25 protein-coding genes and 1 riboswitch are annotated in these 19,228 nt (G+C 70.4%); of the genes, 11 read left to right on the forward strand and 14 right to left on the reverse strand.

Annotated features, from left to right (window positions below; all coding sequences use genetic code 11):
• Nucleotides 1-140 precede the first annotated feature (140 nt).
• Nucleotides 141-230, reverse strand: a riboswitch (glycine riboswitch).
• Nucleotides 231-353: 123 nt separating this feature from the next.
• From ACWCOV_RS07065 to ACWCOV_RS07105, 9 genes are all read right to left on the reverse strand, one after another.
• Nucleotides 354-968 (reverse strand): MerR family transcriptional regulator, encoded by a 615-nt coding sequence (locus tag ACWCOV_RS07065; protein ID WP_442914690.1) that lies wholly within the window; start codon nucleotides 966-968, stop codon nucleotides 354-356.
• Between the two features lie 206 nt (nucleotides 969-1,174).
• Nucleotides 1,175-1,669, reverse strand: coding sequence for a bifunctional nuclease family protein (locus tag ACWCOV_RS07070; protein WP_449828313.1), 495 nt, complete (start codon nucleotides 1,667-1,669; stop codon nucleotides 1,175-1,177).
• A gap of 67 nt (nucleotides 1,670-1,736) precedes the next feature.
• Complete coding sequence (gene ftsR, locus ACWCOV_RS07075; protein WP_449828314.1) at nucleotides 1,737-2,432, reverse strand: transcriptional regulator FtsR; 696 nt, start codon at nucleotides 2,430-2,432, stop codon at nucleotides 1,737-1,739.
• Nucleotides 2,419-2,955, reverse strand: a complete 537-nt coding sequence (locus ACWCOV_RS07080) for an FHA domain-containing protein (protein WP_449828315.1) — start codon at nucleotides 2,953-2,955, stop codon at nucleotides 2,419-2,421. Before ACWCOV_RS07080 ends, ftsR begins: the two co-directional genes overlap by 14 nt.
• 179 nt (nucleotides 2,956-3,134) lie before the next feature.
• Nucleotides 3,135-3,518 carry a glycine cleavage system protein GcvH gene (gene gcvH / locus ACWCOV_RS07085; protein WP_449828316.1) on the reverse strand — a complete coding sequence of 128 codons (384 nt, stop codon included), beginning with the start codon at nucleotides 3,516-3,518 and terminating at the stop codon, nucleotides 3,135-3,137.
• A gap of 40 nt (nucleotides 3,519-3,558) precedes the next feature.
• On the reverse strand, nucleotides 3,559-4,494 hold the full coding sequence (locus ACWCOV_RS07090) for a DUF881 domain-containing protein (protein WP_449828317.1): 936 nt from the start codon (nucleotides 4,492-4,494) through the stop codon (nucleotides 3,559-3,561).
• A 1-nt stretch (nucleotide 4,495) separates the two neighbouring features.
• On the reverse strand, nucleotides 4,496-4,828 hold the full coding sequence (locus tag ACWCOV_RS07095) for a small basic family protein (protein ID WP_360529296.1): 333 nt from the start codon (nucleotides 4,826-4,828) through the stop codon (nucleotides 4,496-4,498).
• Nucleotides 4,825-5,610: a DUF881 domain-containing protein gene (locus ACWCOV_RS07100; RefSeq protein ID WP_449828318.1), complete on the reverse strand. Its 786-nt coding sequence runs from the start codon at nucleotides 5,608-5,610 to the stop codon at nucleotides 4,825-4,827. Before ACWCOV_RS07100 ends, ACWCOV_RS07095 begins: the two co-directional genes overlap by 4 nt.
• Before the next feature lie 61 nt (nucleotides 5,611-5,671).
• Complete coding sequence (locus tag ACWCOV_RS07105; protein WP_449828319.1) at nucleotides 5,672-6,268, reverse strand: CDP-alcohol phosphatidyltransferase family protein; 597 nt, start codon at nucleotides 6,266-6,268, stop codon at nucleotides 5,672-5,674.
• 218 nt (nucleotides 6,269-6,486) lie between these two features.
• Here ACWCOV_RS07105 and ACWCOV_RS07110 point away from each other — a divergent pair, with 218 nt between their 5' ends.
• The 6 genes from ACWCOV_RS07110 (at nucleotide 6,487) to ACWCOV_RS07135 (ending at nucleotide 10,698) form a co-directional block, all read left to right on the forward strand.
• The gene (locus tag ACWCOV_RS07110; protein WP_449828320.1) at nucleotides 6,487-6,855 is read left to right on the forward strand and encodes a YciI family protein; all 369 of its coding nucleotides are present in this window, start codon (nucleotides 6,487-6,489) and stop codon (nucleotides 6,853-6,855) included.
• Complete coding sequence (locus ACWCOV_RS07115; RefSeq protein ID WP_449828321.1) at nucleotides 6,852-8,033, forward strand: RNA polymerase sigma factor; 1,182 nt, start codon at nucleotides 6,852-6,854, stop codon at nucleotides 8,031-8,033. The genes ACWCOV_RS07110 and ACWCOV_RS07115 overlap by 4 nt, the downstream gene beginning before the upstream one ends.
• A gap of 19 nt (nucleotides 8,034-8,052) precedes the next feature.
• Complete coding sequence (locus tag ACWCOV_RS07120; protein ID WP_449828322.1) at nucleotides 8,053-8,946, forward strand: alpha/beta hydrolase; 894 nt, start codon at nucleotides 8,053-8,055, stop codon at nucleotides 8,944-8,946.
• A 31-nt stretch (nucleotides 8,947-8,977) separates the two neighbouring features.
• Nucleotides 8,978-9,598: a GNAT family N-acetyltransferase gene (locus ACWCOV_RS07125; protein ID WP_449828323.1), complete on the forward strand. Its 621-nt coding sequence runs from the start codon at nucleotides 8,978-8,980 to the stop codon at nucleotides 9,596-9,598.
• 72 nt (nucleotides 9,599-9,670) lie between these two features.
• Nucleotides 9,671-9,838 carry a hypothetical protein gene (locus ACWCOV_RS07130; RefSeq protein ID WP_449828324.1) on the forward strand — a complete coding sequence of 56 codons (168 nt, stop codon included), beginning with the start codon at nucleotides 9,671-9,673 and terminating at the stop codon, nucleotides 9,836-9,838.
• Nucleotides 9,835-10,698: a PASTA domain-containing protein gene (locus tag ACWCOV_RS07135; protein ID WP_449828325.1), complete on the forward strand. Its 864-nt coding sequence runs from the start codon at nucleotides 9,835-9,837 to the stop codon at nucleotides 10,696-10,698. The genes ACWCOV_RS07130 and ACWCOV_RS07135 overlap by 4 nt, the downstream gene beginning before the upstream one ends.
• Here ACWCOV_RS07135 and ACWCOV_RS07140 read toward each other — a convergent pair.
• Nucleotides 10,673-11,482: a DinB family protein gene (locus ACWCOV_RS07140; protein ID WP_449828326.1), complete on the reverse strand. Its 810-nt coding sequence runs from the start codon at nucleotides 11,480-11,482 to the stop codon at nucleotides 10,673-10,675. The genes ACWCOV_RS07135 and ACWCOV_RS07140 overlap by 26 nt on opposite strands.
• Before the next feature lie 70 nt (nucleotides 11,483-11,552).
• Entirely contained in the window at nucleotides 11,553-12,152 is a 600-nt protein-coding gene (locus ACWCOV_RS07145; protein WP_449828327.1) for a helix-turn-helix domain-containing protein, read from the reverse strand.
• A 94-nt stretch (nucleotides 12,153-12,246) separates the two neighbouring features.
• Between ACWCOV_RS07145 and ACWCOV_RS07150 the strand changes: the two genes are divergently transcribed.
• Nucleotides 12,247-13,779 (forward strand): MFS transporter, encoded by a 1,533-nt coding sequence (locus tag ACWCOV_RS07150; RefSeq protein ID WP_449828328.1) that lies wholly within the window; start codon nucleotides 12,247-12,249, stop codon nucleotides 13,777-13,779.
• Here ACWCOV_RS07150 and ACWCOV_RS07155 read toward each other — a convergent pair.
• Nucleotides 13,733-15,328 carry a DNA polymerase Y family protein gene (locus ACWCOV_RS07155; RefSeq protein WP_449828329.1) on the reverse strand — a complete coding sequence of 532 codons (1,596 nt, stop codon included), beginning with the start codon at nucleotides 15,326-15,328 and terminating at the stop codon, nucleotides 13,733-13,735. The genes ACWCOV_RS07150 and ACWCOV_RS07155 overlap by 47 nt on opposite strands.
• On the reverse strand, nucleotides 15,328-16,149 hold the full coding sequence (locus ACWCOV_RS07160) for a hypothetical protein (RefSeq protein ID WP_449828330.1): 822 nt from the start codon (nucleotides 16,147-16,149) through the stop codon (nucleotides 15,328-15,330). The genes ACWCOV_RS07155 and ACWCOV_RS07160 overlap by 1 nt, the downstream gene beginning before the upstream one ends.
• 184 nt (nucleotides 16,150-16,333) lie before the next feature.
• Here ACWCOV_RS07160 and ACWCOV_RS07165 point away from each other — a divergent pair, with 184 nt between their 5' ends.
• From ACWCOV_RS07165 to ACWCOV_RS07180, 4 genes are read left to right on the forward strand one after another with little or no spacing between them, the layout of a single operon-like run.
• Complete coding sequence (locus ACWCOV_RS07165) at nucleotides 16,334-16,873, forward strand: hypothetical protein (RefSeq protein ID WP_449828331.1); 540 nt, start codon at nucleotides 16,334-16,336, stop codon at nucleotides 16,871-16,873.
• Nucleotides 16,873-17,244: a hypothetical protein gene (locus tag ACWCOV_RS07170; RefSeq protein ID WP_449828332.1), complete on the forward strand. Its 372-nt coding sequence runs from the start codon at nucleotides 16,873-16,875 to the stop codon at nucleotides 17,242-17,244. The genes ACWCOV_RS07165 and ACWCOV_RS07170 overlap by 1 nt, the downstream gene beginning before the upstream one ends.
• 19 nt (nucleotides 17,245-17,263) lie before the next feature.
• Complete coding sequence (locus tag ACWCOV_RS07175) at nucleotides 17,264-17,728, forward strand: PPOX class F420-dependent oxidoreductase (protein WP_449828333.1); 465 nt, start codon at nucleotides 17,264-17,266, stop codon at nucleotides 17,726-17,728.
• Nucleotides 17,729-17,730: 2 nt separating this feature from the next.
• Entirely contained in the window at nucleotides 17,731-18,465 is a 735-nt protein-coding gene (locus tag ACWCOV_RS07180; RefSeq protein WP_449828334.1) for a PIG-L family deacetylase, read from the forward strand.
• Here the strand turns inward: ACWCOV_RS07180 and ACWCOV_RS07185 are convergent.
• Nucleotides 18,428-19,120 carry a GntR family transcriptional regulator gene (locus ACWCOV_RS07185; protein WP_449828335.1) on the reverse strand — a complete coding sequence of 231 codons (693 nt, stop codon included), beginning with the start codon at nucleotides 19,118-19,120 and terminating at the stop codon, nucleotides 18,428-18,430. The genes ACWCOV_RS07180 and ACWCOV_RS07185 overlap by 38 nt on opposite strands.
• Nucleotides 19,121-19,228 lie beyond the last annotated feature (108 nt).

Raw genomic sequence — 19,228 nt, forward strand, 5'->3', positions numbered from 1 at the left:
CCTCGTCCGGGCGCGGTCCGATGTGGCGGTCGGCGAAGGCGGCCGAGACCTGTGGCGTGTCGTTCACTAGAGGCTCCGTTGCTGACAGTTCTGCCGGTGGCCTCCCCCTCTGTCACGCCCGGTGCGCGCTCCAGAGTCGCCTGTGGCACTCGGTCCATGGGCCTGAGAGGTTCCGGGGAGGAATTGCCCCTTCGGCGCCCGGGTCAGCGGGTCTCTCCCGAGTGCTGTGTACGGCTGTCCCGAGGCTACCAGGAATCGCCGAACAGTTCGGGCAGCAGCCTCCGCGCGACCGGCCGGGCCGCCCAGTCACCGACCGCAGCCAGGAACTCGTCCAGCACTGTGGTTCGGGTCGGTCAGCCGGTCATGCGGGCGCGGCGGCGGGCGGCGAGCTCGTCGTTCGCGTGGTGGTCGCCGTCGTCGTGCCCGTCGGCGCGCTCGGTCGGCAGCTCGGACAGCGAGCCCTCGACCTCCCGCCAGACACCGCCGAGCGCGATCCCGAACACGCCCTGGCCGCCGGCCAGCAGGTCGATGACCTCGTCCGGCGAGGTGCACATGTAGACCGAGGCGCCGTCGCTCATCAGGGTGATCTGGGTCAGGTCGTCGATCCCGCGCTTGCTCAGGTGCGCGATCGCGGTCCGGATCTGCTGCAGCGAGATCCCGGCGTCCAGGAGGCGCTTGATCACCTTCAGCAACAAGACGTCGCGGAAGCCGTACAGCCGCTGCGTGCCCGAGCCGGTCGCCGGGCGAACCGACGGGGAGACCAGGCCGGTGCGGGCCCAGTAGTCGAGCTGACGGTAGGTGATCCCGGCCGCGGCGCACGCCGTCGGCCCGCGGAACCCGACGTCCTCCGGCATCGGCCGCAGGTCGTCGTCGAAGAGCAGACCCTGGACGCCGGCGGTAGCGGCCGCCTCGGCGTGCGCTTCGGACGTCGACTGCGCCGTCAGATCCGTGTCGCCGGTGCGTGTCACGCCTGAGCCTCCCTGGGTACCGACTGGAACGGGTCACATCCGTGGAGTGACAACACCCCACAACTCCTTCAAGGTAAGCCGCCGATCAGGGAGGGTCAACGATCACCGCCCTGGTCCGAGAGCGTGTCGCAACCCTGACCTCAATCGTTACCTTGCGTGCCTTGTACCAGACCGTTCAAATCTGCCACAGCTGACCGGTCAGTAGGTCAGCTCTTGTCGAAGTCTTCCGGGGTCACCTGGTCCAGGAACTCGCGGAACCGCTCGACCTCTTCCTCCTCCTCCACCTCGTCGGCGCCGGACGTCTCACTCTCCGGCACCGGGATGCCGGCCTCGGCCAGAATCTCCTCGGCGCAGAACACCGGCGTCCCGGTGCGCAGCGCCAGCGCGATCGAGTCCGACGGCCGCGCGGAGATCTCGGTCTTGTCGTCGAACACCAGGATCGCCTCGAACACGCCGTCGGTCAGGTTCACGATCCGGACCTGGCTGAGGGTGTGCCCGAGCACCCGGATGGTCTCGGCGAACAGGTCGTGCGTCAGCGGCCGGGGTGGTTCCATGCCCTGCTGGGCGAAAGCGATCGCACTCGCCTCGGCCGCGCCGATCCAGATCGGCAGGTACCGCTCGCCCCCGACCTCCCGGAGCAGCACGATCGGCTGGCTCGAGGGCATCTCTACCCGGACTCCGATTACGTCGACTTCGCGCACACCTTCAGCCTACTCCGCGGGGCAGCCCCGGGCAGGCCCTCGGGTGCGCCGGTGGACAACTCGTGCTTCAGCGCGGGAGGCGGGAGCGGACCAGTGCCGCATGCAACCGGACGGCCAGCGCCGCCAGCTCCTCGGTCTGCGCGGTACGGCGGGGCCCGGTGACCTGCTCGATCAGGCCGGCCTCGCGGTCGGCCGCCGTACGGAACAGGCGCAGGTGCCGCGGCTCGATCCCGTGGCCGGCGAACTCACCGGCGAGCTTGGCGACCAGGATCGCGTCGCCGTCGTAGTGGTTGCCACGGGCCACCACCAGGCCGTGGTTCTCCAGCTGGTCGAGCAGCTCCGGCTCGATACCGGCCGCGGTCCGCAGCTCGTCCCGGGTCAGCCTGAGCTCGGTGCCGTAGGCACCGAAGTCCTCGGCGGCGGGCAGGCCGGGGGTCTCCGGCAGCGAGCTCGGGGCCACCGGCGGGCCCGCGGCCGCCGGGCGCAGGCCGCGGTCCATCGCGGCGAGGTGCTCCTTGATGATGCGCAGCGGCAGGTACTGGTCGCGCTGCGCGGTCAGCACGTACCGCAACCGGTCGACGTCGGCGGCGCTGAACTTGCGGTAGCCCGACGCGGTCCGGGCCGGCGTCACCAGCCCCTCGGCCTCGAGGAAGCGGATCTTGGAGATGGTGACGCCGTCGAACTCGGCCTGCAGCAGCTGCAGCACCGCACCGATGCCCCTGCCGTCGACAGGGCCTTCGGCGGACGGCTCAGGCTTGGCCACTGGCGTAGTAGACCAGCCGGTACTTGCCGATCTGGACCTCGTCGCCGTTGTTGAGCTGGACCTCGTCGATCCGGTCGCGGTTCACGTAGGTGCCGTTCAGGCTGCCGACGTCGCGGACCTTCACGCCGTACGCGTCCCGGCGGAACTCCGCGTGCCGGCGCGACACGGTCACGTCGTCGAGGAAGATGTCGCTGTCCGGGTGCCGGCCGGCGGTGACCACGTCGACGTCGAGCAGGAACCGGCTGCCCGCGTTCGGCCCGCGCTGGACGATCAGCAGGGCGGACCCGGCCGGCAGCGCGCCGACCGCGGCCTCGTCGTCGGCCGACAGCGGCTCACCGGTGCCGGCCGGCTCGGGCTCGACGCCGATCGGGGTGAGCATCGCGGTGTCGGTGACACCGGGCGTGACACCGGGTGCCGCCGGGGTTGCCGCCGGGCGGTCCGCGCCAGGGAGCATCGCTCCGCACTGCGAGCAGAACCGGCTGCCCTCGGAGTTCTCGTGCCCGCACTGGTTGCAGAACGGCATGCTGTGATCCTCCCGATCGCCGGCGGTCCGGCGACGTTTTCGATAGACCCCGTATGAACAAGTGTGGACGCCAAAGCGCGGACCTCAACCCTCTACCAGCGGTTGAGGTCCGGCCAACCTATCAGGAGCCGCCAAGCCCGTTACGGGCGGTGCCCAGGCACCCAGGCGGCCGGTGCGGCTCAGCTCTGGTCGAGCTGGCCCTGGTAGGTCTCGGCGTCCATCAGCGCCTCGACCTCCTCGACGTCCTCGACCTCGATGTCGAGCAGCCAGCCCTCGCCGTACGGGTCGGTGTTGACCAGGTCCGGCTGGTCGGCCAGCGACTCGTTCACCGCGGTCACGGTGCCGTTCACCGGGGCGAACAGGTCGCTCACGCTCTTGGTCGACTCCAGCTCGCCGCAGGCGTCGCCGGCGCGCACCTTGCTGCCGACGTCGGGCAGCTGCACGTACACGATGTCGCCGAGCGCATCCTGCGCGAAGTCGGTGATGCCGACCCGCACCGGTCCGTCGCCGTCGGCCTTCACCCACTCGTGCTCGGCCGTGTACTTCAGGTCTTCGGGGTACACCTTTGGTCCTCTTTCACTCAAGTACAGATCTGTCCGTCAGCTACTTGGTCGGGCTGGGCGCCGGGCGAGCGTAACGATGCTCCTCGGGCGCGTGCAAGGCGGTGATCGACACCTGCGTCAGCTCGTTCACCTCGGCCGTTCCACCCACCTGCGGACCGGTCACCTCACTGACCAGGCCGCCGGGGAAGTTCGCCGCCTCGGCGAGGTTGTGCGACTCGCCGATCGCCTCGATCACGTACGGCGAGGTGACCTTCTGGCCGTCGATCCGGATACCGGGCGAGTCGTCGACGAAGTCGGTGCTGGCCACCACCCGGGCCGAGCCGTTGATCTGGATCGCCTCCGCGCCGGCGTCGCGCAGCTCCTCGATCGCGTCCAGCAGGTTGCTCGAGGTCATCTTGCCCTCGGGGTCGTTCAGCGTGATCCGCACCCCCGGGCCCTGGGCCGGCAGGGTGCCGGCCAGGATGCCGAGCACCCGGACCTGCGCCTCGGCCTGCTCGCGGGCGGTCTGCGCCTTGTCCGCGCTGGACTCGAGGGTGTTCTTGCGCTCATCCAGCTCGGCGATCTCGCTCTCCAGCCGGCGGGTGTTCTGGCCGAGGCCGTCGAGGATCGCGATCAGGTCCTCGCGGCGGGCGTTCTGGTAGCCGTCGTCGGCCCGGTTCACCCGGACCTGGACGACCGCCATGCAGGCGACCAGCGCGAGCACGACGGCGACGATCGCCTGGCCGCGGGACGGCTTGAACCCGGCCTTCAGCCGCCGCCAGGCCAGGTTCGGCGTCCGCGGCTTCTTCGGCTGCGGCATCGGCGTCGGCTCCCCCGGGTGCGCCACCTCCGCGGCCGGCTCGGGCGTCACCTCGGGCTGCTCCGGCTTCGCCTCGGGCTGCACGGGCTTCACCTCGGGCTGCACGGGCTGCACGGGCTTCGCCTCGGGCTGCACGGGCTTCGCGGCCGGGGTCTGGTCGGGTTTGTCGTCGCTCATGTCAGGCCCTGAAGATGTGCCGCCGGATGGCGGCCATGTTGGTGAAGATCCGGATGCCCAGGACGACGACCACGCCCGTGGACAGCTGGGAGCCGACCCCGAGCTGGTCGCCCAGGTAGACGATCAGCGCCGCGATCAGCACGTTGGAGATGAACGAAACCACGAAGACCTTGTCGTCGAAGATCCCGTCCAGGAACGCGCGCAGCGCCCCGAACACCGCGTCCAGGGCCGCCACCACCGCGATCGGCAGGTACGGCTGGGCCCACTCGGGGACGTCGGGCGCGACCAGCAGGCCGACCACGACCCCGATCACCAGTCCGAGTACGGCGATCATCTCGGTCCCACCTTCGCGTAGCGCAACGCGATGGTCGCATCGGCCGGCACCAGCAAGGAGTCCTCCGTCGTGATCGTCATCCGGACATCGAAGTTGCTGACCAGGTACTGCATCCACTGGCCGCCCGAGCTCTGCGCGAACCGGGCCGGCATGGTCGCGGTGTCGCCGATCGCGAGCACCGTGTACGGCGGGGTCAGCGAGCTGTAGTCGACGGTGATCGCGCTGCCGGCGCCGCGGATCGCGGTCATCGAGGTGAGCCGGTGACCGTTCACCGAGATCGCCTCCGCGCCGGAGGTCCACAGGCCGTTGACCAGCTGCTGCAGGTCGACGTCGAGCAGCCGGCCTTCCTTGCCGGCGTCCTTCGCGTCGTCCACCACGGCCTTGATCCCCGGGCCGGTGGCGGCGATCGCGCCGGTCTGCAGCTCCAGGGTGTCCAGCTGCTGCTGCAGGGCGGCGCCCGAGCTGGTGTTGCTCAGTCCGCTGGCCTGCAACCGCCGTACCTCGTCGGCCAGCTGGGTCTGCTGGGTGCGCATCCCGGTCAGCCGGGTGTCGGCCTGGTTGATCCGGGTGATCAGCTCCTTGCGCTGCTTCTCCGCCTCGGGCGCGCTGCGGTAGTTCTGCGAGGCCGCGACCGCGAGCAGGAAGCCGAGCACCAGGGTGGCGGCCACCAGCATGACCCGGTGCCTGGTCCGGGCCGGCTTGCCGTCCTGCTTCGGGCGGCGGGCGGCGACGGCGTAGCCCTCGTCGAGCGGGTGGGCCATCAGGTTGTTGAGCAGCGACATCGAGGCATCGACACGCCTCTTGGGTGGGCCTTCCTGCGGTGGGGCTTGCTGTGTCACGGGTCTACCCGGCCGGGTCCTTGATCGGTGGCACCGTCTGGACCAGGTGGCGCAGCTGAGCGAAGTACAGTGCGCCGGCCCAGTAGTACAGCCCGGTGCCCCAGATCGCGAACGCCCAGCCGAACACCCGAGCGAGCAGGTTCAGCGTGCTGTCGCCGTCACCGAGCAGCAGCAGCGGGAACGCGTACAGCAGGCAGAACGTGGCCGACTTGCCGAGGAAGTGCACCGGCAGCGCGTTGAAGCCGCGGCGGTGCAGGGCGGGCAGGGTGAAGGTCAGCAGCAGGTCGCGCAGCGGCAACGCGATCGCCAGCCACCACGGGATGATGTCGCGCAGCGCCAGGCCGAGCACGGTGGCGAAGATGTAGAGCCGGTCGGCGACCGGGTCGAGCATCTGGCCGAGCCGGGTGGTCTGGTTCATCCGCCGGGCGATCTGGCCGTCGGCCCAGTCGGTGAAGCCGGAGACGGCGAGCACCAGCAGCGCCCAGCCGTCCTCCTCCGGCCCGAGGATCAGCCACAGGAACAGCGGCACACCCAGCAACCGGAGGAAGCTGAGCGCGTTCGGGATCGTCAGTACCCGGTCGGACACTTCCAAGTCCGGCACGCGACCCCTCCCTCTCTCACCCTGATACCCGTCGTAACTCTACTTGTCCGCCCCGACAGGTTTACGCCCGGCCACTCCGGGGCAGCCCCTGCCTTTCCCCTGATACCTGAACGCCGCCGCTCCGTCCCCGCTACGCCTGCTGCGAACCGGTGACCCGATCGATATCGGAGGGTGATGCTTGTGGTGCCTCTACGCTGACCTGAACGGGAGGAGAGCTGGTGAAGTTCCTGGTGCTGATCTACGGGAACCCGGAGTCCCGGAAGGTGTGGGACTCGCTGACCGACGAGCAGAAGCGGGAGGGGATGGCCGGCTACACGGCGTTGCACGAGGCGCTGGCCGTGCGCGGCGAGCTGCTCGCCTCGGAGTCGCTCGACGACCCCGGGCTGACCAAGCAGGTACGGGTCCAGGACGGCCGGGCGCTGACCACCGACGGGCCGTTCGCCGAGGTGAAGGAGCAGCTGGCCGGGTTCTACCTGCTCGACTGCGAGAGCATGGAGCGCGCGGTCGAGATCGTGCCGCAGATCCCGGAGGCGCCGTTCAGCATCGTCGAGATCCGCCCGGTCCGGGACCTCGGCGCGTTGATGTGATCGAGGAGCTGCTGCGCGAGCTCGCTCCCCAGGTGCTCGGGCCGCTGGTCCGCCGGTACGGCGACTTCGACGCCTGCGAGGATGCCGTCCAGGAGGCTCTGCTGGCGGCGGCGCAGCAGTGGCCGGCGGACGGCGTGCCGGACAACCCGCGGAGCTGGCTGATCACGGTCGCGGCCCGGCGGCGGATCGAGGTGCTGCGCAGCGAGGCGGCCCGGGTACGGCGTGAGGAGACGGTGGCAGCGTGGCCGGAGGCGGAACAGTCGTCTTCGGTCGACGACTCGCTGACCCTGCTGATGCTCTGCTGTCACCCGGCGCTGACGTCGCAGTCCCAGGTCGCGCTGACCCTGCGGGCGGTCGGCGGGCTGACCACCGGTGAGATCGCCCGGGCCTTTCTGGTGCCGGAAGCAACAATCGGCCAACGGATCAGCCGGGCGAAGGCGAAACTGCGGGACGCCGGCTTCGCGCTGCCGCCGGCGGACGAGCTGCCGTCGCGGCTGGCCGCCGTACTGCATGTGCTGTACCTGATCTTCAACGAGGGGTACACCGCGTCGTCCGGTGCGTCGCTGCACCGGGTCGAGCTGAGCGCCGAGGCGATCCGGCTGACCCGGCAGCTCCGGGAGCAGTTGCCGGCCGAGGGCGAAGTTGCCGGGCTGCTGGCGCTCATGCTGCTGACGGACGCCCGGCGACCGGCCCGTACGACGGCCGACGGCGCGCTGGTGCCGTTGCCGGAGCAGGACCGGTCGCTGTGGAACGCCGACGCGATTGCCGAGGGCACCGAGCTGATCGAGTCGACGTTGCGCACGGCACCGGTCGGGCCGTACCAGTTGCAGGCCGCGATCGCCGCCGTACACGACCAGGCTCGGCGTGCCGAGGACACCGACTGGCGGCAGATCCTGATGCTGTACGAACTGCTCGAGTCCGCCGCGCCCGGGCCGATGGTGACCCTCAACCGGATCGTCGCCGTCGCGATGGTGCATGGGCCTGACCGCGGGCTCGCGCTGCTCGACGACGTGGATCCGGCGTTGAAGGACCATCACAGGGTGGCCGCCGTACGCGCGCATCTGCTGGAGCTGTCCGGCGACCTGCCCGCTGCCCGGGCCGCCTACCAGCAGGCGGCCCGGCTCACCGGCAGCGTGCCTGAGCAGCGCTATCTGCAGTCGCGCGCTGATGCCCTCTGAGGTGGGTCAGAATCGACCAGTGCAGACACCGGAAGCGACGTACGACGATCTGATCGATCGGGTTGACGTGTTCTACGAGCAGGGCTCCTACCGGGAAGCTCTGGATGTGCTCGACGAGGCCGACGACTCGGTGCTCCCGTGGCTGGCGGAGCTGACCCACACGCGCGCTTGTCTCCTTGGCGTGCTCGGTCGACCGGCGGAAGGCCTGGCTGTACTCCAGTCCGCCGCTGCGGCCGGCGCCTGGTGGGACGAGTCGCTTCTGACCGAGGACGACGACCTGGCGAGTCTCCAGGAGCTGCCGGGCTTCACCGAGCTGCTCGACATCTCTCGAAGGCAGCGCGCAGTCACGCCTCCTGCGGCACCGATCTTGCAGCTGCCCGATGGTGCGGTGCAGGGCGTCGTGGTCGCGTTGCATGGTGCCGGGCAGCGGGCTACGCGTGCGGGGCGCGACTGGGCGAGTGTGACGTCACTCGGCTACGCGCTCCTGTGTGTGGAGTCGTCGCAGCAGATGTCACCGATGTACCGCACTTGGCCTTCTCCGGAACAGTCTCGTGACGATGTGGCTTCGGCGCTCGCCGCGTTGCCTGCGGACCTGGAGTCGCTGCCTCTCGTCGCGGCTGGGTTCTCCGCAGGTGGTCGGGTGGCGCTCGACTGGGCTCTCACCGCACAGCCGCGGTCTGTTGCCGGCGTCGTCGTACTGGCTCCTGCGCTTCGGCAGCTGCCGGATGCCGCGCAGGGTGCGCTGGAGCCGGCGGTGGTGTTGATGGGGACGGACGACGAGCTGCGTGACGTGGTCGAGGAGGCTGGTGAGCAGCTGCGCGGGTTCGGGGTCGCGGTGGAGTGGTTGCCGGGTGTGGCCCACGAGTTCCCGGCGGACTTCGCGGATCGGCTCGCGCAGGTGTTCCGGAAGTAGAGCGTCCGGAACCCGGGCTAACGTGCCAGGCATGAACAGGGTGAACGCGCCGATCGAGGCGGAGCAGTTGACCGTCGTCCCCGCGAACGAGGCGTCCTGGGAGGATCTGCAGGCGGTCTTCGGGACCGCCGACGCCGGCCACTGCCAGTGCCAGCGGTTCAAGATCCGCGGCTGGATCTGGCGCGACTCCACCCAGGACGAGCGGACGGCGATGCTGCAGGACCAGACCGCTTGCGGCGATCCCGCCGCCCCGGCGACCAGCGGTCTGGTCGGGTACGTCGACGGCACACCGGCCGGCTGGGTAGCGGTCGAGCCGCGGACGGCGTACCCGAAGCTCCGCACCTCCCGCATCCCGTGGACCGGCCGGTCGGAGGACAAGGACGACGACGGGGTCTGGTCGGTCACCTGCATGGTCGTCCGCAAAGGCTACCGCGGCCGCGGCCTCACCTATCTGCTTGCCCGCGCCACCATCGAGCACGCCCGGACGCGCGGCGCCCGGGCGCTCGAGGCCTATCCGATGGTCACCCAAGCCGGCAAGCAGATCACGTGGGGCGAGCTGCACGTCGGGCCGCGCCAGGCCTTCGAGGAGGCCGGCTTCAAGGAGGTCACTCGGCCGACCGTGCGCCGTACGGTGATGCGCATCGACTTCTGATCCTCCGCTTGGAACCTCGGCCCGGGCCTCGCCTGTCTATACCGTGAGAGGGGTACGGGGAGAGCGGGTGGCTTGAGCGACGACTTCAGCGAGTACGTGGCGGCGCGTTGGGCGGGGCTGGTGCGCTCAGCCGTGCTGGTGCCCGAGTGCGGCGGCGTCGACCACACCACCCGGCTGTCCAGAGCCGTGAAGGCCCTGGCCGAGGACCCGGACCTGGCCGAACTGCGGGGAACCCGATGAACGAGTCCAAACTGACCGACCTGCTCGACCGCGCCGCCGAGCGCACCACCGTCGGGCCGCCCCCGATCGACGCGATGCACGCCCACGCCACCCGAGTACGCCGCCGCCGCACCGTGGCGGTCTGTGTCACCGCCGCGGTCGCCGTGGTGGCCGCAGCCGGCGGCACCGCCCTCCTCACCAGACCCAGCGCCTCGGTCACCCCACCACAGGTCGCCTCCACCAGCCCGCAGGTCGCGCCCACCGAGACGCGCTTGGTAGGCCTAGGCCACGCCGCGATCCCCATCCCCAAGAACTGGGGCACCGATCGAACGCATTGCCTCACGCCCTATCAGGACACGGTCATCCTCGCCCGAGACGGGCATCTGTGTGCGACGCCCCGTCCATCGGGTGTCGAGAGCGTGCAACTGGGGCTCGGCACTCCGACGCTGTTCGAGTTCACCGCCGACGAGAACGTCGAGATCGACGGGGTCCCCGCCGAGCGCCAGCGCACGACCTGCACCGACGAGAACATCGGGGAGGTCAGAACCTGCTCGGGGGTCGTGCGCATCCCGTCGCTGGACACGTGGTTCTGGGCCGAGTCGTCCACGAACGCCGCCGAGGTCGATCGCATCCTCTCGTGGATCCAGATCGTGCCCAACCGGGTCGGCGTGCCGGACGAGCAGGCGGTTCGCGGAGGGAGTGGATCGGAGCGTGCCGGCCAGACGTACGCCGCGGCGCTCACCAGACTGGGTCTGACGCCGAAGATCCAGCCCAAGAAGTCTTCGCACTACCTCCCCGGCGACGTCTTGAGCGTCTCCCCCGCGCCCGGCACGATGCTCGCACCGGGCGCGACCGTCACCCTGACCGTCGCCGCTCGCTGAGAGCTTCCAGGGTGGTGAGGTCGCGGAGGGCGAAGCGGTAGTGCTCGCACTCCTCGTCCATGAGGACTCCGAGGCAGTCTGCGACTGTGCGGTCTTCCTCGGGGTAGCCGGGGGCGGGTGAGCGTGGGCAGCGGCGGCCGAGGGCGGTGTCGGTGAGATCTTCGAGGACAGCGCTGACTACTGCTTGCCGGTCGGCGCGTGCTTCGATGACCTCGCCGTACGCCGGTTTGGCGTCGAGGTCCATGCCCAGCGTCGCGGCGTCCGCGGGGTTGTAGGCGGTCTGCGGGAGTGCGAGCGGGTGGAACGGTCGGTCCTGGTCGAGGATCGTGCGGCTCACCCAGGAGTCGGTGATCCAGATCAGGTGGCGCAACGTCTCGACGAAGGACCACTCGTCCGCGACCCGCTCGTGGCGAACGGACTCGGGCAACCGCTCGGCTCGGGCGGTCAGCTCCGACCACAGCCCGTCCAGCGTCGCCCACATCGCACGGAAGCCGCCTGCGTCCTGGATGGTCCGCAGTTGGACCCGCTCGGGGTGCCGGCGGTCGAGCTCGGCGTCGACGTACTCGGTGACGTCGACGCCGTTGACGACCAGGTTGCTCACCCACCCGGAGATGTCGACGTCGACCAGTGCCGCGTCGACGATCTTCACCCCGGTCAGATCACAGTCGACGAACCGCGCGCCGCGCAGATCCGCCACCATGAACGTCGCCCCGCGAAATCTCTCGTCCGCACCGTGGTACCCCGCCGACCACCGGTGCGGCCCGAACTGCCCCAGTTCGTCCATCGCGCCATTCTCACCCCCACCGCCGACAGTTCCCGCGCGTAGCTGCTGGTGGCTGGTGCGGACGACAGCGTCAGGTGGCTGCCGGTTTGCGCTTGGGGGCTGCGCGGACGTGGGCGCGTTCGCCTTGTTTTCCGATCAGGCTCAGGAACTCGACCGGACCTGCGCTGGTGGCGCCGAACCAGTGCGGAGTGCGGGTGTCGAACTCCGCGGCTTCGCCCGGCTCGAGGATGAGCTCCTGGTCGCCGAGGACAAGCCGGAGCCGGCCGTTGAGGACGTAGGCCCAGTCGTACCCCTCGTGGGTGCGAAGGTCGGGAACTTGGTCGTCGCGGGCGGCCGGGAGCACGAACTTGTATGCCTGGATGCCGCCGGGCCGGCGGGTGAGCGGCAGGACGACCATTCCGTCGCCGCAGGCGATCGGGCGTAGGTTGATGCGCGGGTTGCCGGTAGGCGGCGCGTCGACCAGCTCGTCGAGGGTGACCCCGTAGGCGCCCGCGAGCGGCAGCAACTGCTCCAGCGTCGGCCGCCGCAGCCCTGACTCCAGCCTGGACAACGTGCTGATCGAGATGCCGGTCTCGTCGGCGAGGTCGGCGAGCGTGACCTCGCGTCGCAGGCGCAGCTGCTTCAGCCTGGGCCCGACCGCGTCCAGCGTTCTGTTCACCGCTTCACTCATGCGCCCCATTTTGCCATTCGGCAACAAGCTTTGCTGATTTGGCAGCTCACTCGGGACCATCGGTGGTGAATCTCGACGTTGTGAAGGGAAGCCCATGAGTACCCACGTGGCGGCCACTGCGCCGACCATCGACGACCCCCGCCGGCGGCGCACGATCCTGGTCGCGGTCTGTGTCGCGCTGATGGCGGTGATCGCCTCGGTGTCCGGCTTGAACGTCGCGCAGCCCGAGCTCGCGGTCACGTTCGGCGCGTCCCAGACGGAGGTCCTGTGGTTCATCAACCTCTACACGATCAGCCTGGCCGCGCTGCTGCTGCCACTCGGCGCGGCCGGCGATCGGTGGGGCCGCAAACCGGTGCTGCTGGCCGGTCTGGTGCTGTTCGGCGTGGCCAGCGCAGCAGCCGGCTTGGCCACGTCGTCGGAGATGATGCTCGCGGCCCGGTTTCTCAGCGGTGTCGGCGCGGCGATGATCATGCCGGTCACGCTCGCCGTCATCACCTCGGCCTTCCCGGACGAGCACCGTTCGAAGGCGATCGGCGTGTGGACCGGGGTCGCGGGTGGTGGCGGCATCCTCGGTATGTACCTGTCCGCCGTCCTGGTCGACCTGGCGAGTTGGCGCTGGCTCTTCGTCCTGCCGGTCGCTCTGGTCGTGGTGGCGATTGTGATGGCGCTGCGAGCGGTGCCCAACTCGCGTGAGGTGTCGGCGCACCGGTTCGACTTCGCCGGTTCGCTGGCTTCCGTTGTGGCCGTGGTCGGCTTCGTCCTCGCGCTGCACGAGGGGCCGGAGCGGGGTTGGGGCGCGCCCCTGACGCTGCTGAGTCTTGCGGTGGGTGTGATCGGCGCGGTCGCCTTCGTGATGTGGGAACTGCGCCGGCCGGCGCCGCTGCTCGACGTACGGCTGTTTCGCAAGCGTGGTTTGGCAAGTGGGTCGGTGTCGTTGGTCACGGTGTTCGGTGTGCAGGCCGGGATCTTCGTCGTACTGTTCCCGTTCTTCCAGGCTGTGCTCGGCTGGTCCGGGTTGCGCTCCACGCTTGCGCTGCTGCCGATGGCGCTGTTGATGATGTTCGCCTCCGGGCTCGCTGCGCGGATCGGGGGCCGCGCGACGATGGCGGCCGGGATCCTGCTCGGGGGCGTCGGTCTGGTCCTGATGGCGACGCTCGTCTCCGTGGCCGGTGGCTACGTCTCGATCCTGCCGGGCATGCTCGCGATGGGACTCGGGATGGGCTTGTCGATGACTCCGTCCACCGAGGCGATCACCAGCGCGCTGCCGCGGGAACGGCAAGGCGTCGCCTCCGCGCTGAACGACGTGACCCGGGAATTCGGCACCGCGCTTGGTGTCGCGCTGCTCGGAGCGGTGCTGTCGGCCGGCTACCGCAACGCCATCGACCAGCGACTCGTGGGCATCCCCGAACCAGCCGCGGACACCGCTCGCGAAGGCATCGCCAACGCTGTCGCAGTCGCTCCCGAAGCCGGACCCCACGCAGAGGCCCTGATCCGGGCGGCTCAGGAGTCCTTCGTCAGCGGCTGGCAGCAGTCCATGTGGGCGGGGGCGGTCCTGATGGCGCTCCTGTTCCTCTCCATCGTCAGTCATAGGTGGCTTCGGCTTGCCAGGTGGTCTGGTGGAGAGTGAAAAGCCAGGCCCGGGTGTCGGCGGTGGTGAACTGGAAGCGGGCGCGGCGGGACTCGGTGTCCGGGTCCCACCAGCGTTCGTCGACCAGCCACGGGCCCGCCCAGGCGGTGATCGGGTGCAGCTTGTTGCTGTCGGCAACTTGAGCGGCGGGACCGAGGCGGAAGGCGGTGGGGGTGCCGGAGAGCGCGCCGCGGGCGCTGACCGAGACCTGGGTGCCGTCCTCGGCGAGGACCTGGGCGGGAAGCGGGGCGGGGAAGATGGTGGTCGGCGCGAGGGTGGGCCAGCGCGTGGTGTCGGCGGAGCTGATCGAGCCCGGCCACGGCTGATCCGCGGGATGGGCCGGCACCGGGCGGTCGCCCCAGGGGACCAGCGTCTGCCGCTCGGCGTACCCGCGGCCGCCGCCGATCACCACCGACGCGACGGCCCCGTGACCGAGCATGCTCTGGACCCGCGACAGCGCCCGGTGGATCCGCTCGTCCGGTCCGCCACCCCACAACCCGTCGACATGCGCGCCGACCGGGTCGACCTGCTCGGGCACGAGCCGGAGCCGTACGACGGGTGACGTCAGCTCGGTGGTCGCCGTCCCGCTCCCCTGCAACTGCCAGCGGACCCGGTCCACCACGTCCGCCGCGGTGAACCAGCGTGGGTGCAACCACTCCCGCTCGTGGATCCGGCCGGACTCGGTGCCGGCCTCGACCCGCAGCGTCGTGCAGACCAGGCCGAGCTCGGTCAGCCGGGCGATCAGTTCGTCGGCGACCGACCGGACCGCGAAGGCGACCTGGTCGACCCGGTCCACCGCCGGCTCGAAGTCGAGGGTGCGGATGAGCTCCGGCGGAACCTCGCGGCCGACCACCGAGCGATCGTCGTACCCACAGGCAAGCCGGTGGGCGAAGGCGCCGTCGGGGCCGAACCGGGTCAGCACCTCGGTGGGAGACAGCCCCGCGAACGCACCCAGCGACCGCAGCCCGAGCCGGCGGAGCAGGTCAGTGAGCGTCGGCTGCTCGAGCGTGTCGACGCTGAACGGCGCCAGGAACTCCGCCGACTCCCCCGGCGGGACCACCAGGATCCGCGTCTCCGGCGAGCTCGACCGGGCCGCCTGCTCGGCGGCGAACGGGCCGTCGGCGATCCCCACCCGGCTCCCCGGCACGTCGAACGTCTCGAGCCGGTCGAGCAGCTTCTCCGCCGCGGCCGGCTCGCTGCCGTAGAACCGGGACGGACCGCGCGCCTTCAACGCGCACATCCCGGGGCGGATCACCTGGATGCCGGGGATGAGCGCCTCCAGGCAGCCGATCACCGGGTCGAACGAGCGGGCGTCGATCACCGGGTCGTACTTCAGCACGACGAGCTCCGGACAGCGCGACTGCGCGTCCCGGGCGCGCAGACCGCGGCGCACGCCTCCGGCCCGGGCCGCGGCGGAGGTGGCGAGCACCTTGCCCTTCTCCAGCACGGCGATGGGCTCGTCCGGGGAACGCCCGGCCGCCACCGCGGCCGCTGTCACCGGCCAGTCCGGCACCCAGACCACCATCGTGCGAGTCAGCCCACGCCCCATCACCCCACCGCCTCGTCCTGCCACCGCGGCCCCTCTGCGCCACCCGATTCGACCGAACGAAAGGCGTCGTCCGCCGCGCGAACAGCGCCGTCCCCGGTGTCGACCGAGCGAATGGCGCTGTCCGCGGAGGCCGGGCGAAAGGCGGTGTCCGGCGCGGTGCCGATCGAGCGGATGGCGCCGTCCGGTCCGGGAAGCCAGAGCTGGTGCCGGCGCTGGCGCACCGCGGCTCGCCGGCCGGTGACCACGACGGTCGCCTGCCGGGCGGTGAGCAGGCCTTCGCCGAACCCCAAGCCGCTCCAGACGTTGCTCTCCACCTCCAGCCGCGCCTCGCTCCCCGGCCAGGAGCCGACCGCGATCAGCACCGCACCCCGGGTCCGCAGGCGCGCGGCCAGCCGGGACGCCTCACCTGGCGTCACCTCCCCCGGCGGACGAACCACCACCACCGTCAGAGCGTCGACCAGAGCGGCGACGACGTTCAGCCAGTCCTGCTCCGGATCCGGCACCAGGACCAGGCGCTCGAGATCCACCCCGAGCGCCCGCGCAGCCTCCGCCCCGAACGACGGCAACCCGACCACCCCGCACCACGCACCCTCCGCGGACGGACCGGCCATCATCGCCATCGCCAGCGCCGACGAACCCCGCACGGAGTACGCCGCGCCACCACGCAACCCCGCCCCCGCCAGCAACTCGGAAACCGCCGGCACCGTGGGCAGCACCCGGTCCACACTCGCGGTGTCCAACGCCTGCTGCACCCGCGTCTCGGTGGTCCGCGGCGCCGCCACCACCGGCCTCAGCCGCACCGGCTCAGCGGTCTCAGCCACCTCCTGAGCCCTCGCTGCCTTCTGGGCTTTGGCCCGGGCGAGGAGCGTGCGCGCCTGATCCAGCGCCGTGACCGCCGGCGCTCGATCCGATGCCGTTCTCCCCGTCATGAATCCATGTTCGAACACCTGTTCGAACATGTCAATCCGGTCGTCCACAGCCCACCGGGACACTAGAGTCCAGCGCATGCGGCGGGTGGAGCACGCGCGGTTGACGGACGCGCTTCGGGCGGTCGAGGACAGTATCGACGACGCCTGGCGGGCGTTCTGCGCAGAGTCGGGCGTCACAGCCGGTACGGCGGACGAGCGGGAGTTGGCCGAGGTCGTTCTGCAGGACACCTCCGAGTTCGATTGGCGAGTCGTGGACGGTGCGCTCAAGCAGCTGACGTGCAGCGAGTGTGGCTCCGGCCTCGGCGCCGGCCCGGCCGGGTGCGTGAGCTGCGACAAGGCGAACGGCTTCCGCTTCGCTGCCCGTGAGGTCGACCGCCCCGACGTACCACCGGGCAACGAGCACGCCATCCGGGTCTCCTCGGCGGTCGCCAGGACCAGGCACAGGTACACGCCCCGGGCCCGCGCCGGATACGAGCTCTTCCTCCCCGACCTCCTCGCCGGCGCCCTCCCGACCACCCCGCAAGCCCAACGCGCCAAAGACCTCATCAACCACCTCACCGACGAAGAGCTGGAACAACTCCTCACCCCGGACGACCTGCTACGGAAGGACACCTGATGGACCAGCTGTACGACGAGGTCGTCCGCCACCACGACCACCTCGCCGACTGGCTGGGCGGTGCGGCAGGTCCAGAGCTGCTGGAGACCTTCACCGCCGCGCACCACCCGGACTTCATCCTCGTGACGATCGACGGCGACCGCCTCGACCTCGCTGCCCTGACAACCGGGCTGGAGAAGGCGCACAGCGCCGTACCGGGACTGCAGATCGGCATCGAGGAGTTCGAGGTGGTGCTCAGCACCGAGCAGGTGGCGATCGTCAGGTTCCTGGAGCGGCACTCGATCGGAGCGAGCCGCCGGACGACCGCGGTGCTGGTGCCGGGCGGGGACCGCGTCCGGTGGCTGGGCGTGCAGGAGACACGGGTGCCGTGAGCAAACATAGGGTGGGGGCATGCCGAGGACTATTGCCACCAATACGAAGGTCGGGGTCGAGGAGCTGCTGGAGTTCGTGCGGCCGCGGCACCACATGTTGCTGATCACCACGAGGGCGGATGGGACGCCGCAGGCGTCCCCGGTGTCGGGTGGGGTGGACAGCGAGGGCCGCATCGTCATCTCGTCATACCCGGAGCGGGCCAAGAGCACCAACGTGGAGCGGAACCCGCAGACCAGCGTCGTTGTGCTGTCGGACGAGTGGAACGGCCCGTGGGTGCAGGTGGACGGCAGCGGCGAGGTGATCCAGCTGCCGGACGCAGTGGAGCCGCTGGTGGAGTACTACCGGTCGATCTCCGGTGAGCACCCGGACTGGGACGAGTACCGCGAGGCAATGCGAACGCAGGGCAAGTGCCTGATCCGCATCACCCCGGAGCGCTGGGGCCCGGTCGCGACAGGTGGTTTCCCGGCCCGCCTGGCCGACTGAGCGTGCGTACGGCGCTCGTCGTCCACGCGCACCCGGACGACGAGGTCTTCGCTACCGGTGCCGCCACCGCAGTGCTGAGCGCTGCGGGGTGGCACGTCGTACTGCGGGTCGCCACACCAGGGATCGGCGACGCGGCGGACAAGCTGCAAGCGTCGTGCGACTTGCTCGGCATCGACGAGTGGGACTGGCTGAGCACCGCGGGCCGCTGGGTCGACGACGGTGGATCCGGCGGTCCGCACACGTTGGCGAGTGCAGAGCCGGGTGAGGTCGCGGCAGAGGTCGCGCGGGCCGTCAGCGAGGTCCAACCGCACCTGGTGCTGACGGTCGGCAGGGACGGGCTCACAGGACACCCGGACCACATCGCCATCTCACGAGCCGTGCAACAGCAGCGGTGTCACGCCTTGGGTGCAAGGCTGCGAGCGCAGGACGTGCAGGCAGGTCACAACCACCTGCAGCAGTTGCTGCCCGGAGAGAAGGTGGGCTCCGGCCTGGTTGTCGGCTGCGAAACAGACCTGCAAGAGATCACCAGCACAGCGGAAGCAGCCCAACGGCGCCGCAAAGCGTTGGACCAGTACTACAACGGCCTTGGTACGACGGACATCTCCGAGCTCGTCACCACCTACGGCAGACGCGGCGACTCCCTGCTGCTGCGTGCGATCTTCGACGCGAGTGGCTGGCAGACAGACCGCTTCGAAGTGCTCAGCTCTTCTGGTAGCGACGCTCCATCGTTTGGGTGATGCGCTGCATCGCGCCCTCGAGGTGTTCGCGCAGCGCGGCCTCCGCGCCGGCCTCGTCGTGCGCGACGCACGCGTCGAGGATCGCCTGGTGCTCACGCCGGGTCTGCTCGATCCGCGCCTTGGTCTGGCGCGAGCCGAACCGGTAGCGCTCGCTGTTCTGCCACACCGGCTCGATGGCGCGCGGCAGCCAGCGCGACCCACCGGCCCGGTAGATGGCGAAGTGGAACTCGGTGTGCGCCTGCCGGGAGGCGATGTTGTCGCCGGCCTTCGACAGCCGCACGTGCTCGGCCAGCGCGGCCCGGGCCAGCGTGACGTCGGAGTCGGAGAAGCGAGTCGCGGCCGCCCGTACGGCGAGGGACTCCAGCGCCAGCCGGGTCTGGTGCGTGTCGCGCAGGTCCTCCATCGACAGCTCGCGCACCCACGCGCCCTTGTGCGGAACGATCTCGACCAGCCCGAGCGCCTGCATCCGCCGCAGCCCTTCGCGGATCGGCATCTGGCTCATGTCCAGCCGCTTCGCGAGCTCCTCGAGCCGGAGCGCCGTACCACTCGGAAGCTCGCCGGACAGGATGAGTTCGTGCAGTTCGGCGGCCGCCTCCTCGGCGAGGGTACGACGGCCGGTCGGTCCCCCGGGCGTGAGCTCGAGTCGTCGGGTCATAGGGTGCGGGCTGCCTCTCTCCTCCACTGCACAACTCTGGGAGGTAACCGTAGCGGGCAGCGGGTGATCTGCGGGACTCCGACAGCAGATTGCTCAGCAACACTGATT

This window comes from Kribbella sp. NPDC002412, assembly GCF_053592935.1.

Coding starts and splice junctions, on each gene's coding strand:
- ACWCOV_RS07080 (WP_449828315.1), bottom strand. CDS start 2,955: ATGCCGTTCTGCAACCAGTGCGGGCACGAGAACTCCGAGGGCAGCCGG.
- ACWCOV_RS07090 (WP_449828317.1), bottom strand. CDS start 4,494: ATGAGCGACGACAAACCCGACCAGACCCCGGCCGCGAAGCCCGTGCAG.
- ACWCOV_RS07095 (WP_360529296.1), bottom strand. CDS start 4,828: ATGATCGCCGTACTCGGACTGGTGATCGGGGTCGTGGTCGGCCTGCTG.
- ACWCOV_RS07100 (WP_449828318.1), bottom strand. CDS start 5,610: ATGTCGCTGCTCAACAACCTGATGGCCCACCCGCTCGACGAGGGCTAC.
- ACWCOV_RS07125 (WP_449828323.1), top strand. CDS start 8,978: ATGAACAGGGTGAACGCGCCGATCGAGGCGGAGCAGTTGACCGTCGTC.
- ACWCOV_RS07135 (WP_449828325.1), top strand. CDS start 9,835: ATGAACGAGTCCAAACTGACCGACCTGCTCGACCGCGCCGCCGAGCGC.
- ACWCOV_RS07140 (WP_449828326.1), bottom strand. CDS start 11,482: ATGGACGAACTGGGGCAGTTCGGGCCGCACCGGTGGTCGGCGGGGTAC.
- ACWCOV_RS07145 (WP_449828327.1), bottom strand. CDS start 12,152: ATGAGTGAAGCGGTGAACAGAACGCTGGACGCGGTCGGGCCCAGGCTG.
- ACWCOV_RS07150 (WP_449828328.1), top strand. CDS start 12,247: ATGAGTACCCACGTGGCGGCCACTGCGCCGACCATCGACGACCCCCGC.
- ACWCOV_RS07155 (WP_449828329.1), bottom strand. CDS start 15,328: ATGGGGCGTGGGCTGACTCGCACGATGGTGGTCTGGGTGCCGGACTGG.
- ACWCOV_RS07165 (WP_449828331.1), top strand. CDS start 16,334: ATGCGGCGGGTGGAGCACGCGCGGTTGACGGACGCGCTTCGGGCGGTC.
- ACWCOV_RS07170 (WP_449828332.1), top strand. CDS start 16,873: ATGGACCAGCTGTACGACGAGGTCGTCCGCCACCACGACCACCTCGCC.
- ACWCOV_RS07175 (WP_449828333.1), top strand. CDS start 17,264: ATGCCGAGGACTATTGCCACCAATACGAAGGTCGGGGTCGAGGAGCTG.
- ACWCOV_RS07185 (WP_449828335.1), bottom strand. CDS start 19,120: ATGACCCGACGACTCGAGCTCACGCCCGGGGGACCGACCGGCCGTCGT.